Genomic DNA, 13,547 nt, shown 5'->3' with positions numbered 1-13,547 from the left:
GTGGTTCAGACCAGCCTGATATCAGCGCAGTGCGCTGAAGGGATCGGATGCGCCGCCGCTTTGCGCCGCCTTGGCGGGCGCAACGGACGGTCCGGCAGGCGCTTGTGCGGGGGCCGTTGCGGCGGGCGCGGCAGCGTTCGTGTCCGCGGAATCGTTTGCCTTCGGCGCCTGTTTGGCGACGTGGCGGACGACGCGGCGCTTCTTCACGGCCGGCTTGTCGTTCGCTTCGGGCGGGAACAGCGTCGCTTCGCCAAGCGTGTCGCGCAGCTGCTTCGCAAGCGTCTGCGCGTCCGACTTTGCGTCACCGGCGAGGGCCGCATCCTGACGCAACTCCCCGAGCGATTGCGTAGCGACGCGCAAACCCGCGACGGCCAGCACGCTCTTCGCCTGGCGATCGGTCTGATCGCGTTGCAATGCTTCCTGCGCGGCAACGATGGCCTGACCGTAATGACCTTGCGCGAACTGGATCTGCGCAATGCGCGACCACGGCTCTTCACGTGTCGGATCGGTTTTGGCTAATTGCTGATAAAGCGCGACGGCGCGGTCCTGATCGCCATTCTTCGCTACGGTATCTGCGTCGCTGAGCGCCTTATTAAATGCTTCAGGCGTCGGCGGAGTGGAGTTTCCCTGCGTGGCGCATCCGGCAATCATGCCGCATACCAGCACCGCCCCAGAAAGACTGGTAAAGAGCCGATTTTTCATCTTTGTTTCACCGCCGTGCGAATTTTATAATTCATGAAGAAAACGGGTTTTGCTTTGCACTAAGTGCGCGCGTATAGTACAGGCCAATTTTTATTAATTCAACTTTCATCTTCCGAAGAAAAACTCGGAGAACACGTCAATACAATATCCCCAACCAGACCGGTAATTTATTGCCACAACCAATTCATCACGCATGAATCATGCGGCAATATTTTCCTGAATCGACCAGGCGCCGACACCTGAATCACCGCTTGCAATCCGGCATGCGCAGGGTGAAAACGAACCACTTATCAGCCGTTTTAATTGACAATTCGACGGGACGGCCGGCTTGAATACCGGTCTATACATAATGAATACGCGTGCTATCCGGGTTGCATCGCTAATCGTATTGAGCATGGCTGGAAGCGCATTGCTCGGGGGCTGCGCCGCGGGCGTCAGCGTGCTCGGCGCGGCCGCCTCGTCGGCCTTGCAGGCCGCCGGCATCGGCAAACCCGACGTGCCGGATTCGCAAAAGCCGCCGCGCAATATCGGTTTAACACTTTATGCCGCGCCCAATCTGAATGCCGCAAACGACAGGCGGCCGCTCGCACTCGTCGTACGTCTCTATACGCTGAAAGACCCCACTTCTTTTCAACAAGCGCCTTTCGATACCTTTACCGATCCCACCAAAGAGAAGAGCACATTGGGCGGCGATCTGCTAGGTGTGCGAGAAGTGACGCTTATTCCGGGCCAGCGCTATAACGTCACTGAAAAAGTCTCGCGCGAGGCGCAGGCGTTCGGTATCGTCGCGCTATTCCGCGATCCGGCAATGCAGCGCTGGAAGTTCGCGTTCGATCCGGGAAAGTCAGAGAAATCCGGCATAATGATCGGGCTGCATAACTGTGCAATGACGGTGACAAACGGAACCGTCATACCGCCCGAACAGGGATTGCCTGTACAGCCGTTGAATTTGCTGTCGTCGGTAAGTTGCGGTTAAACATGACGTTTAAATGTCATTTAACAATTAACAATGACGTGCGGTAAAAATCCGAATGACAGTCTAATAAGACACTGTCATCCGGGCGTCTAAAGATGTAATTCGCATAAAGACAGGTTCGCGATGAGTTATTCCGCAAAGGTGCTCTGGGGGGAAGGTCTTTTCCTGAGGCCGCAGCATTTCCAGCGACAGGACGCGTACCACGAGGCGCGCCTGTTCGAATCGATCCAGGCCATTCAGCCATACAACTGGGGCGTGCGTTCCGTGCGCTTCGACCGCGATGCGCTCGGCAGCAATGTGCTGCGCGTGAGCGAACTGTCGCTCGTGTTTCCAGACGGCGCGCTCTATGCCGCGCCTCAGGCCGACGACCTGCCGCCGCCCGTCGCGCTCGACACGCTGCCTGACGGCATCAACGAATTCACGTTTTACCTGGCGCTGCATCCCGTGCGCGAAACAGGTCAGAACTATGCGACGGAAGCCGACGGTTTCGTGTCGCGCTACGTCAGCAAGCAGGGCGTCGTGCCCGATCATTTCACCGACGCCGCCGAAGCCGACATCACCTTTCTCAAGACGAGCGTGAAGCTGATCGCGCATAGCGAACCGCGCGACCAGCTGCTCTCGGTGCCGCTCGTGCGCGTGCGCCGCACGGCGACGTCCGGTTTCGAACTCGACGAATCGTTCGTGCCGCCGTGTCTGGCGATCGACGCGTCGCCGCTCTTGCATCAACGGCTGCGTCAACTGATCGACGCGTTGCAGGCAAAGGTCAATGCGCTCTACGGCTTTCATCGCGAGCCGACGAAGAACATCATCGAATTCCGCTCCGGCGATATTGCATCGTTCTGGCTGCTGCATACGGCAAGCGCCGCATTCGCCGCGCTCGCGCATCTGTATCAGCATTCGGCGCTGCATCCCGAACGGCTGTTTCAGGAACTGCTGCGGCTCGCGGGTCAGCTGATGACGTTCTCGAAGGGTTATGCGCTCGCCGATCTGCCCGCCTATCGACACGACGATCCCGGTCCGGGCTTCGCGCGTCTCGACAGCATGTTGCGCGACCTGCTCGAGACGGTGATCTCGACGCGCTACTTCGCGATTGCACTCGAAGAAGTGCGCCCCTCGTTCCATGCGGGTCGCCTCGACTCCGGCAAGATCGACGACAAGACGCAGTTCTTCCTTGCCGTGTCGGCGGACATGCCTGCTGTCGAACTGGTCGAAGCGGTGCCCGCGCGTTTCAAAGTGGGCGCCCCCGACGACGTTGACAAGCTCGTCCTCTCCGCCATGCCGGGCGTGCGGCTCGCGTACACGCCACAGGTGCCGCCTGCGATTCCCGTGCGGCCGGGCGCCTGCTACTTCTCGCTGGAAGCACGCGGCGCGCTCTATGAGCGCATGTTGCAGGCCCGTTCGACGATGATCTATGCGCCGTCGGGACTCAACGATCTCAAACTCGAACTGATCGCGGTCACACCATGAGCTACGCCCCTTCGCTGTTCGATACCAGCACGCAGCCGTCCGCGACGCCGCCGTCTGCGTTGCAGCCGAGCTATCAGGTTCGCTCGCTGCTCGACCTGCTGTACGACGGCTTTTTCATGCTGTTCCTGCTCAAGAACGGCCGCGAGCCGGGCAATGCCGGGGAGTTCATGAGCCGCATCCAGCAGTTCCTGAACGATTTCGAGCGCGGTGCGAAGAAGCTCGCCGTCGCGGCAGAAGATGCCTACGCGGCCAGGTTCGCGTTCTGCGCCGCTGTCGACGAACTGGTGCTGTCGTCGCCATTTTCGATTCGTACGGAGTGGGAACGCCGCCCGCTGCAACTTGCGCTGTTCGGCGAACAGCTTGCGGGCGAGAAATTCTTCCAGCATCTGGAAGAATGCCGCGCGCAAGGCGCTGCGCGCCTGCAGTCGCTCGAGGTGTTTCATATGTGCCTGCTGCTCGGTTTTCAGGGCAAATATCTGCTCGAAGGGCCGGAGAAGCTCGCCTATCTGACCGCACGTCTCGGCGATGAGATTGCGCACATGAAGGGCAAACGCGCGCCGTTTGCGCCGCACTGGTCGCTGCCCGATCAGATCGCGCACCGGCTGAAGCGCGAAGTGCCGCTGTGGACGATCGGTGCCGTGTTCGCGCTCGTCGGGCTCGTCGCGTTCCTTGGGCTCAACACGTATCTGAAAGACGCGACGCTGCGCACGCTCGCGCCTTACTCGCAAGTCATCCGGCTCGGTCCGCAATCGGCGAATCTGACTATTTCGCTGCCTTGATGTTTGACGCGCCATTTGCGGGCGCGCTCCTTCTGGTTACGCTTCTTGCGGATCACGGTACGCCAGGTGCGCGACGCAAGGCGTGAATGCGTTTCCCTTCGCATGGCGCACGCCGACTACACTGCATATATGTCACATCGGCGAGAAGATCTCGATGACCGATATCCAGCCCGCCCGCTTCCCCGACGATCTCGACGTCGTGCGCGCCGTCTTCCGCGAATATGCCGACAGTCTTGGTATCGACCTGAGCTTTCAGTCCTTCGACGAAGAACTGGCCGCGCTGCCCGGCAAATATGCGCCGCCGGGCGGCACGATCCTGCTCGCACGCGATGACGCACGTGTGCTCGGCAGTGTCGCGCTAAGACCGTTCGAGCACGACATCTGCGAGATGAAGCGGCTTTATGTGCGCCCCGAAGGACGCGGCCAGCAACTCGGCAGGCGTCTCGCGCAAGCGGTCGTGCACGCGGCGAAAGACGCCGGCTACAGGAAGATGCGGCTCGATACGCTGCCGAGCATGCAGGCCGCGCAACGGCTTTATGCGTCGTTGGGATTCAGGCCGATTTCGGCGTACGTGTTCAATCCTGTCGAAGGGACGCAGTTTCTGGAGCTTGATTTGTGAGCCATCGTTAAGCATCCCGGCAAAAAGACGTCCGGTCATGCAGCGTCCGATCCCACTCCTGCCCCGCCTCATAAATATTCGGTATATTGATGACGACAATTCTTGACGTTAAATCGGAATCCGAACTATTTAATCCGTTACCATTTTTCGCTACCGTGATGTATCAAGTCACGGGAGCAAAAATGCCGATTGCTTGTACATTCCGCCTTAACGGCGAACCAATGTCCATCTTGCGCTGCGCCGGTGTCGGAGATTTCGCTGCATTTTCCGGCGACGGGACGGGAAAAGACGATCCTAAAGCAGCAGCTATTCGCGATGTCGGTCCACTGCCGCCGGGGCGCTACTACATCGTTGATCGAGGATCGGGCGGCCTGTTTTCGCATCTGGTCGATTTCTTCCGTACTCACGTCTATGGTACGGACCGCAGTAAATGGTTTGCGCTCTATCACGCCAACACCTCGGATGACTGGGTATTCGTGAACGGTGTGAAGCGCGGAAATTTCCGGCTACATCCTCATGGTCCTCGCAATCTCGGCCAAGGCTGTATCACCCTTGCCGATCCTGTAGCCTTCGAGAAGTTAAGGCGAAGCTTGAAATCAACAACCCAAATAGCGATTCCGGTCGGCAAAGGCTTCGCTTACGGGACCGTAGACGTCAAATGAGATCCGTGAGATTTTTGCTCAACCTTATCCTGACGCTGGCGATCACATTGTGCTTTGCGTGGATCTTCGGCCACATCCCGTTCTCAAACGATGCCACGACTGCACTCATTCGAGTCGGAGCATGGTTCGGTATCTATGGCGATGAAACCCTCGAAGATCTCTATTTCTACGTGACATTGTCGGTTTCCTTCGTGCTTGCAGTCGCGGTTGTGCGACAGGGGAACCGATCGATTGATAGACGCAACGGGAAAGGTTCCGATGTCGAATGACGTATTCGTAAAGATCGAAGGTATTACCGGAGAATCGCAGGACGCGATGCATCCTGGAGAAATACAAGTCGCCGACTGGACGTGGAAAATGTCGCAGCAGTCATCGATGATGTCTGGCTCTGGTGGCGGTGCAGCCAAAGCCACCGTGGAAGACCTCGTATTCTTCCATCAGATTGACCGCGCAAGTCCCAATCTGATGTCACATTGCCTGACCGGAAAACACGTTCCCAAGGTCGTTCTGACAATGCGAAAGGCGGGCGGCCTGCCGGTCGACTTTCTTCGGATCACGATGCGTGATGTGGTCGTCACGGGAGTAGAAATGTCCGCGAGCTATGAGCGGGTTCGCCTGTCGTTTGCAAGCATACGGCAGGAATATCTGGTGCAGAACGCTCAAGGCGGCAGTAGCGGCGTCGTCACAGGTATGTTCGACATCAAACAAAATACTCTGGCGCGTTAGTCTGCGGCCGCTCCCCAGCTTCACATTTGATTAGGATAGGGGCAGACCTCGCGGCCCGACCCCTCCTGCACCACCGTGCGTACGGGTCCGTACACGGCGGTTCGGATCGGTTGATCAGCTAGAGACGCAGAGATGGAAGGCCAAGAGACGCCAGGTAGCGGTTGGTGAGCGCACATTGCAGGGCAGGACTGTTGCTCAGTCGCCAGGCGTTGTGTGGTGAGCCCACCGTTTGGGCCGCCAGATCCCTGGTGACACCACGCGCTGTCAGTTCCCGGAATCGCGCCGGACTACGCTTCCACTGCTTCCAGAAGAAGCAGCGTATGCGACGACGGATCCATTCATCCAGACGCTGCAACACGCTTGGTGTTTCACAGAAACCAAAGTAGCCACGCCATCCGGTGAGATACCGCTTCAGCGCACCGATCATCTGGTCAACGCTGATCCCTCGCGTGCGCTGTGTCAGTTCCCGGATCCGTTCCTTCAAGCGAGACAGTGCCTTGGGCGCAATACGCCGTTTGACCTGCTCCCGGTTCAAGAAGGTGAAGCCCAGGAACTTCCTCGTGTGTGGCCGTGCAACCGCACTCTTCGCCTCGTTGACCTTCAGCTTCAGCCGCCCGGTAAGGAAGGACTTGAGTCCCGCCATCACCCGCTGGCCTGCGCGTGCGCTGCGTACATAGACGTTACTGTCGTCGGCGTACCTCACGAAGCGCAGTCCACGCCGCTCAAGCTCCCGGTCAAGATCGTCGAGCATCAGATTGGATAACAACGGCGAGAGGGGACCGCCCTGAGGCGTACCCTCATCCGTCGCACCAACCAGCCCGTTTTCCAGCACGCCCGCCGTCAGGAAGGCGCGGATCAGCTTGAGCATCCGCTTGTCGCCGACCCGCCGTGCCACCCGGGACATCAGAATGTCGTGGTTTACGCGATCAAAGAATTGCGCAAGATCCAGGTCTACCACCCAGCGGTATCCCGCCTGGATGTAGCCCTGTGCGCGCGCCACGGCCTGGTGCGCCGAGCGTCCCGGACGAAAGCCGTAACTGGAGTCCGAGAATGTCGGGTCCCACTGCCTTTGCAATACCTGCAACACCGCCTGCTGGACGAGCCTGTCGAGCGCAGAGGGAATGCCGAGCTTGCGCACGCCCCCTCCATCCGGCTTGGGTATCTCGACCCGTCTCACAGGTTGAGGTTGGTAGGTTCCCTCGAGCAGTGAGGCCCGTATCGACGGCCAATGCTCACGCAGGTACGCCGGTAGTGCCTGAACCGTCATGCCGTCCACGCCCGGCGCACCCTTGTTCGCTTTCACACGCTTTAACGCCTGCTTCAGGTTCTCCCGTTCACAGACTTCTTCCATCAGTCGGTCACAAGCCGACGGGCTTTCAGGCTCGGGGTTCGCCGCCACAGGTTCAGCCCCTCGGGCATCGGCCTTCGGGGCTTCACCCCTATCTCCGATCCCAAGGACGCGATGCGTTTTCTGCTGCGCTCCCATGTCGAGTTCTCCGGCTTACTCGCCGCTCCTTTCCGTTCAGGCCTTCAGGCATAACCACCGCCCTACTATGCCTTCTGCTGACTCCTGCGCGGCGATCGACGCCCCTTGCGGATCGTCCAGTCCTGATTCCAGGACACCGCGCAGGCCTCCCGAGGTAAGCCCAACCGCCTTCACCACACACCTGCCAGATCTACCACCCCAGCCCTTGATGGTTGTGGACTTCACGATCAATGGCTCGCTCGTCCGGCTGGGTAGGCCTCGTATCTGGTTTCTGTTCGTCAGGTCGTGGCTTTGCTACACGCTTCCTTCAGACCCCGCCTCACGACGACGCCCTTGCGTTTCACTAGCCCTTCACCACCATCAGGCTGGGCAGGGGACTCGCACCCCCAAGCTGTTGGGCATGCTCGGCACACCATAAAAGAAGCCGCGCGCCAACGCGGCTTCTTTGCAGGTTTCAGCATACGCTCACACCCCACCTCCCACCGTCTTCACACTCTTCCACTGCCCCTGCTGCACCTCGAACAGCGTATAAGGCGGCTTGATCAGATCGCCATACGGATCGAACGTAATCTTGCCCGTCACGCCCGTCAGCGATACCTTCGCCAGGCTCTCGACAACCTTCTGCCGGTCGAGTGAATTCGCGTCGTGAATCGCCTTGATCATCGCCAGCGCGGCGTCATACGCAAACGGCGCGTACAACTCGACGTCCTGATTGAAACGCGCCTTATAGCGCTTGCCGAAGTCCTGCGCAGCAGGCAGTTTGTCGAGCGCCGGCCCAGGTTCGAGATCCTGCGTGCGTTCGCCCGAAGCGCCCGCGATCTGCAGGAACGCGTTGCTCTTCAATGCGCCCGCGCCGAACAGCTGCGTCTGCATGCCAAGCGAACGCATCTGCTTGACCAGCATCGCGCCCTGCTCGTCCAGTCCGCCGAAGAAAATCACGTCGACGTTCTTGCTCTTCAGCGAAGTGAGAATCGCGCGGAAATCGACAGCCTTGTCGTTGGTGAATTCGCGCGAAACGATATTGCCGTTCGCCTCCTTCACGCCTTTCTCGAAGGCATCGGCGAGACCCTGACCGAACGCCGTGCGGTCGTCGATGATGCCGATGCGCTTCGCCTTCATCTGCTCGACGACGAAATGCCCTGCCACCACGCCGCCAATGCCGTCGTGCCCCATCGTGCGAAATACGTTCTTGAAACCCTGCTTCGTCAACTGCGGATTGGTCGAACCAGGCGTGATCATCGCGACATTCGCGTTGTGATACACAGCCGAAGCCGGAATGCTGCATCCCGAGTTGTAATGGCCGATCACGCCGATCACACCATCGTCGACAAGCTTTTGCGCAACCTGGATCGCGACGCGCGGGTCGGCCTGATCGTCCTGCACGTCGAGCACGAACTTGACGGGCTTGCCCGCGATGGTCGGATGCTTCGCGTTTTCCTCGTCGAGCGCGAGCTGCGCACCATATTGCAGATCCTTGCCGACGCGCGCGACCGGCCCCGTCAACGGGCCGACAAAGCCGATCTTGACCACTTCGGGATCGGCGCCGAACGCGAACGAAGTCTGCGCTGCCAGAGCGCAAACTGCCAACCTGAACAGCCATGTACGTCGATTCATGATGCGCTCCTGTCGATAGAAGATGTCGCGCCTTTGGTGTGTCGACTGACCCGATGCGCGACGCGTCGAAGTCGTCCGTTGAATGTAGCGTTCAGAACCGCGTCGCCGCGTAGCGCGACAGATCGAGCGGCGGCGCGCGCCGCGCGACCAGATCGGCGACGATGCGCCCGCTCACGCCCGCCAGCGTCAGCCCGAGATGCTGATGACCGAACGCATAGATCACGCGCTCGCTGGCGCTGGCGCGGCCCAGCACAGGCACGCCGTCGGGCAGCGTCGGCCGGAAGCCCAGCCACGAGCTGTCGGGCTGCTGCAACGCGGGCAACGCGCGCTTCGACGAAAACGTCAGCAGATCCAGCAGCGAACGGTTGCGCTCGTCGCTGAAGCCGCCCAGCTCGACCGTACCCGCGACGCGCACGCCGTCGTCCATCGGCGTCATGTAAAAGCCGCGCTCAGCCCAGCCAACGGGCCGCGAAATCAGCTGCGTCGCGCCGCGATAGCGCACGTGATAGCCGCGCTCGGTGTCGAGCGGCACGCGGTCGCCGCATTGCGCCGCGAACTTCGCGGAACGCGCGCCCGTTGCGACGACGACGTGATCGAAGCGGTGCTGCACGCCGTCGGCCGTCGTCAGCGTCACGCCTTGCGCTGCGGGCGCAAGCGCGCTCACCGCCTTGCGTTCGAGTTCGACGCCGCGCGCCGCGAGCAATTCATGGAGCGACAGCAGAAAGCCTTGTGGATCGGAGAAATGCCAGCTGTCGCTGAACAGCACGCCGCGCTCGAAGATCGGCGCAAGCGATGGCTCAAGCGCGTGCACGTCCGCACCGGACAAAACATCGAACGACACGCCGAGCTGCTCGCGCAGATTCAGCGAAGCACGCGACGCATCGAACGACGCTGCGCTCGAATACAGATACAGACATTCACGCGCCCTCACGTACTTCGCCAGCGCAGGCTCTTCGAGCAGCGGCGCGTAGCCGGCCTGAGCCTGCGCGAGCAGCGCGGCGAGCGCGCCGGCACTCGCCTCATAACGGCGCCGCGTCGAGCTGACCATGAAGCGCGCGAGCCACGGCAACGCCTGCGGCAGATAGCTCCAGCGCAAGCGGAACGGGCTCTCGCCCGACAGCAGAAAGCGCGGCAGATCGCGAAACACGGACGGGTTGTTCACGGGAATGCAGCCATACGGCGCGAACGTGCCCGCGTTACCGAACGACGCGCCCTGCGCCACGCCGGACGGATCGAACAGCGTCACGCGATGGCCGTCGCGCATCAGCCAGCCGGCGCTCGCAAGCCCGATGAATCCCGCGCCGACAATGGCGATCCCGGCCATCAACGCTCTCCCGACAACGCACGTCCATCGGCGGCGGCGAGATAGCCCGTGCGCGTGCCGCTGTCATCGCCCGCATGACGGCGTTTCGCCGCGAGCAGCCACGCCGCCGACGCCACCGCGAGACTCGCGATGCTCGCCATCAGTTGCGGACGCAGTTCGGCATCCATGCCCATCGCAAGCAGCACGCCGACGATCGCCGCGACAACCGCGTACGAGAGCCACGGAAACAGCCACATCGGCAGTTCGGGCTGCACGCCCTGCGCGGCGAGCCGCCGGCGAATGCGGATCTGCGCGAGCGCAGTCGCGAGGTAGACGAACAGCATCACCGCGCCCGACGCATTCACGAGAAACAGGAACACGCCCTGCGGCGACACGATGGCCGCGACGATCGCCACGTAGCCGACCACGCTGCTCAGCAGCACGGCGAGACGCGGCACGCGCGACGGCGTGAGGCGCAACAGCGCGCGCGGCGCATCGCCACGGCCCGCGAGACGGAACAGGATGCGCGACGACACATACAGCCCGGAATTGAGCGCCGAGAGCACGGCGACGAGCACGATCGCATTCATGATGTCGGCGGCACCCGGCACGTGCATCGTTTCGAGCGCGGCGACAAACGGCGAATGGCCCGTCACGATGCTCGTCCACGGCACGATGCACGCAATCAGGAACATCGAGCCGACGTAGAACGTGATCACGCGCAGGATCACCGAGCGCGTCATCGCGGCGACGCTCTTCGCCGGATTGTCGGACTCGGCGGCGGCGATCGTCGCGATTTCCGCGCCGCCCACCGCGAAGATCACGGTCGGCACGGCCGCGAACACCGACATCGTGCCGAACGGCATGAAGCCCTTCGCCGCCGTCAGGTTGCTCCACGCGCTGTGCGTGTGGCCGAAGCCGAACACCCATGCCGCGCCAATCGCGATGAACACGACGATGGCCGCGACCTTGATCGACGCGAACCAGAATTCGAATTCGCCGTACGACTTCACCGACATCAGGTTGATGAACGTCATCACCGACAGCAGCACGAGTCCGATCATCCACACGGGCGCGGGGATCCAGCGCTGCAGAATGGCCGCCCCCGCGACCGCCTCCACGGCGACGACGATCACCCAGAAGTACCAGTACAGCCAGCCGCTCGTGAAGCCTGCCCAGTCGCCGAGGCCGATGCGCGCGTATTCGGTGAAGGAGCCGATGCCGGGCACCGCCAGCGCCATTTCGCCGAGCATGCGCATCACCAGCAGCACGACGATGCCCGCGACCAGATACGACAGGCACGCCGCCGGCCCGACCGTGCTGAGCGTCGCGCTGCTGCCCACGAAAAGACCCGCGCCGATGATGCCGCCGAGCGAAATCATCGTGACGTGCCGTTGACGCAATGCCACGCCGAGGCGGGGGCTTGCGCTTTCCTGCGCTCTTTCCTGCGTTCTTTCCAGGCCGTCGCGCGCCGCGCGAGCGTGTGTACTGCTCCCTGCCATGCGAAATCTCCTTCCAGCTCGATCATCATTCGACATTCGAAACCACACAAACCTGACTCAAAGAATCACACAACAATTTTTTGTGTGCAATTAAAAAGCTCATTGTGTGGTCCAGGACTTTCCCTGGCGCAATTGGGCGTAGTCCTTGCCAGGCTTGAAATACATGGCACGGATGCGTATCTGTTATAAAATCCGGCGAACTGGCACAAACAGGCATACAAAACCTGTTTTGTATGGAGACAGGGCGAGACAATGGCTTCCAGCAGAGACAAGGCAGCGCACAGCAACGGCATCACGACCGAGGCGGACCAGACAAACGGCGATGCCGTCCAGACAAAACGCGCGACCTATATCGAGGTCTCGGCGTCGATCGAGGACGAGATTCGCGGCGGCGTCTATCCGCCCGGCAGCCGGCTGCCGCCGCAGCGCCAGCTGGCGACGGAGCTCGGCATCAACGTGTCGACGGTGTCGCGCGCGTACAAGGAATTGCAGCTGCGCGGTCTGGTGATCGGCAGCAAGCGGCGCGGCTCGCTGGTGACGGGCGGCGCGATGCCGCGCGTCGAGACGGCGAGCGCGGCCAACGCGGCGCCGGGCGGTGCGATCGATCTGACCGTCAACCGGCCGGCGACGGGCGAGTTCCTGTCATGCCTCGCCACGACGCTCGCCGATCTGCCGCGCGATCCGCGCTATCCATCGCTACAGGAATATCAGCCGCCGCAAGGGCCCGACTGGGCGCGCGCGGCGGGCGTGAAGTGGATGGCCGCGCCCGGCTTCACGCCGTCGCCGGAGCATCTGGTCGTCACGAGCGGCGCGCAGCACGGTCTTTATGCCGTGCTCAACAGCCTGATCGGCACGGACGGCGTGATCATCGCGGACCGGCTCACGTACTACGGCCTGAAAGCGCTCGCGCCCGTGTTCCAGTTCGAGATCGTCAGTGTGCCGAGCGACCGCGACGGCCTGATCACCGATGAAGTCGAGCGCATTTGCAGCCGCGTGCCCGTCAAGGCGATCTTCACGGTGCCGAATCTGCAGAATCCGACCGTGACGACGATGAGTCTGGAGAGGCGCGTCGCGCTCGTCGATATCGCGCGTCGTTACGGCGTGGCGATCATCGAAGACGACGTATATGGTCCGCTCGTCTCGCAGCGCCTTCCGACGCTCGCGAGCCTGGGTCCCGAGTTGACGTTCCACATTGCCGCGACGTCGAAAATACTCGCGCCAGGATTGCGCCTCGGCTATCTGCTGAGTCCGCCCGAACGCTCCGCGCTCGCCGCCGAAGCCGTGCGCACCACCGCGTGGATGCCCGCCCCGATGTCGATGCTGATCGCGACGATCTGGATTGAAGACGGCACCGCACGGCGCATCATGGACGCGCAACTGGCCGAAATCCGCGTGCGGCACGATCTCGCGCGGCAGATTCTGCCGCAGGAATGGCTCGAGTCCGACCCGGCGTGCATGTTCGTGTGGCTCAAGCTGCCGCCGCCGTGGCGCGCCGACGATTTCGCGGCCAATGCGAAGGCGCGCGGCGTGGTGGTGATGCCGTCGTCGGCGTTCGCCGTCGATCGCGCGGAGGTCGAGCACGGCGTGCGGATCAATCTCGCGTGCGCGTCGTCGCGCGAGCAGCTGGTCAGCGCGCTGCAGACACTGGCGCATGCATTGCGCGATCGTCCGCGTGCGCTGTTCGGCACGATTTGATGATTTGAGCTTGCGC

Annotated in this window: 13 protein-coding genes; 8 read left to right on the top strand and 5 right to left on the bottom strand. The window is 61.7% G+C overall.

Translation table 11 applies throughout. The annotated features are described in order from the left end of the window. Positions 1-21: 21 nt before the first annotated feature. Positions 22-702: a tetratricopeptide repeat protein gene (locus FRZ40_RS43180; protein ID WP_147238350.1), complete on the bottom strand. Its 681-nt coding sequence runs from the start codon at positions 700-702 to the stop codon at positions 22-24. Between the two features lie 349 nt (positions 703-1,051). On the opposite strand from FRZ40_RS43180, the gene tssJ reads away from it, so the two are divergent. The 7 genes from tssJ to FRZ40_RS43145 all read left to right on the top strand — a co-directional run bounded on the left by tssJ (position 1,052) and on the right by FRZ40_RS43145 (position 5,931). Further along, positions 1,052-1,678: a type VI secretion system lipoprotein TssJ gene (tssJ, locus tag FRZ40_RS43175; RefSeq protein ID WP_147238349.1), complete on the top strand. Its 627-nt coding sequence runs from the start codon at positions 1,052-1,054 to the stop codon at positions 1,676-1,678. A 123-nt stretch (positions 1,679-1,801) separates the two neighbouring features. Further along, positions 1,802-3,145: a type VI secretion system baseplate subunit TssK gene (gene tssK, locus FRZ40_RS43170; RefSeq protein ID WP_028368760.1), complete on the top strand. Its 1,344-nt coding sequence runs from the start codon at positions 1,802-1,804 to the stop codon at positions 3,143-3,145. Continuing rightward, a complete protein-coding gene (gene icmH, locus FRZ40_RS43165; RefSeq protein ID WP_147238348.1) occupies positions 3,142-3,924 on the top strand; it encodes a type IVB secretion system protein IcmH/DotU in 783 nt (260 codons plus the stop codon). Before tssK ends, icmH begins: the two co-directional genes overlap by 4 nt. 154 nt (positions 3,925-4,078) lie before the next feature. After that, positions 4,079-4,543, top strand: coding sequence for a GNAT family N-acetyltransferase (locus FRZ40_RS43160; protein ID WP_028368762.1), 465 nt, complete (start codon positions 4,079-4,081; stop codon positions 4,541-4,543). Positions 4,544-4,632: 89 nt separating this feature from the next. After that, positions 4,633-5,205, top strand: coding sequence for a DUF2778 domain-containing protein (locus FRZ40_RS43155; RefSeq protein ID WP_240057515.1), 573 nt, complete (start codon positions 4,633-4,635; stop codon positions 5,203-5,205). Between the two features lie 5 nt (positions 5,206-5,210). Further along, complete coding sequence (locus FRZ40_RS43150; protein ID WP_240057514.1) at positions 5,211-5,474, top strand: non-ribosomal peptide synthetase; 264 nt, start codon at positions 5,211-5,213, stop codon at positions 5,472-5,474. Continuing rightward, the gene (locus FRZ40_RS43145) at positions 5,464-5,931 is read left to right on the top strand and encodes an Hcp family type VI secretion system effector (RefSeq protein ID WP_147238347.1); all 468 of its coding nucleotides are present in this window, start codon (positions 5,464-5,466) and stop codon (positions 5,929-5,931) included. The genes FRZ40_RS43150 and FRZ40_RS43145 overlap by 11 nt, the downstream gene beginning before the upstream one ends. 118 nt (positions 5,932-6,049) lie before the next feature. Here FRZ40_RS43145 and ltrA read toward each other — a convergent pair whose 3' ends face one another. From ltrA to FRZ40_RS43125, 4 genes are all read right to left on the bottom strand, one after another. Then, positions 6,050-7,417, bottom strand: coding sequence for a group II intron reverse transcriptase/maturase (ltrA, locus tag FRZ40_RS43140; protein WP_147237045.1), 1,368 nt, complete (start codon positions 7,415-7,417; stop codon positions 6,050-6,052). Positions 7,418-7,882: 465 nt separating this feature from the next. Then, positions 7,883-9,031, bottom strand: a complete 1,149-nt coding sequence (locus FRZ40_RS43135; protein WP_147238346.1) for a branched-chain amino acid ABC transporter substrate-binding protein — start codon at positions 9,029-9,031, stop codon at positions 7,883-7,885. 91 nt (positions 9,032-9,122) lie between these two features. Beyond that, positions 9,123-10,355, bottom strand: a complete 1,233-nt coding sequence (locus tag FRZ40_RS43130) for an NAD(P)/FAD-dependent oxidoreductase (protein WP_147238345.1) — start codon at positions 10,353-10,355, stop codon at positions 9,123-9,125. Further along, positions 10,355-11,836 carry an amino acid permease gene (locus FRZ40_RS43125; RefSeq protein ID WP_193567075.1) on the bottom strand — a complete coding sequence of 494 codons (1,482 nt, stop codon included), beginning with the start codon at positions 11,834-11,836 and terminating at the stop codon, positions 10,355-10,357. The genes FRZ40_RS43130 and FRZ40_RS43125 overlap by 1 nt, the downstream gene beginning before the upstream one ends. A gap of 252 nt (positions 11,837-12,088) precedes the next feature. Between FRZ40_RS43125 and FRZ40_RS43120 the strand changes: the two genes are divergently transcribed. After that, positions 12,089-13,531, top strand: coding sequence for an aminotransferase-like domain-containing protein (locus FRZ40_RS43120; protein WP_147238344.1), 1,443 nt, complete (start codon positions 12,089-12,091; stop codon positions 13,529-13,531). Positions 13,532-13,547: the final 16 nt, after the last annotated feature.

This window comes from Paraburkholderia azotifigens (genome assembly GCF_007995085.1).
Lineage (GTDB): Bacteria > Pseudomonadota > Gammaproteobacteria > Burkholderiales > Burkholderiaceae > Paraburkholderia > Paraburkholderia azotifigens.
This window is presented reverse-complemented; position numbering and strand designations above follow the sequence as displayed.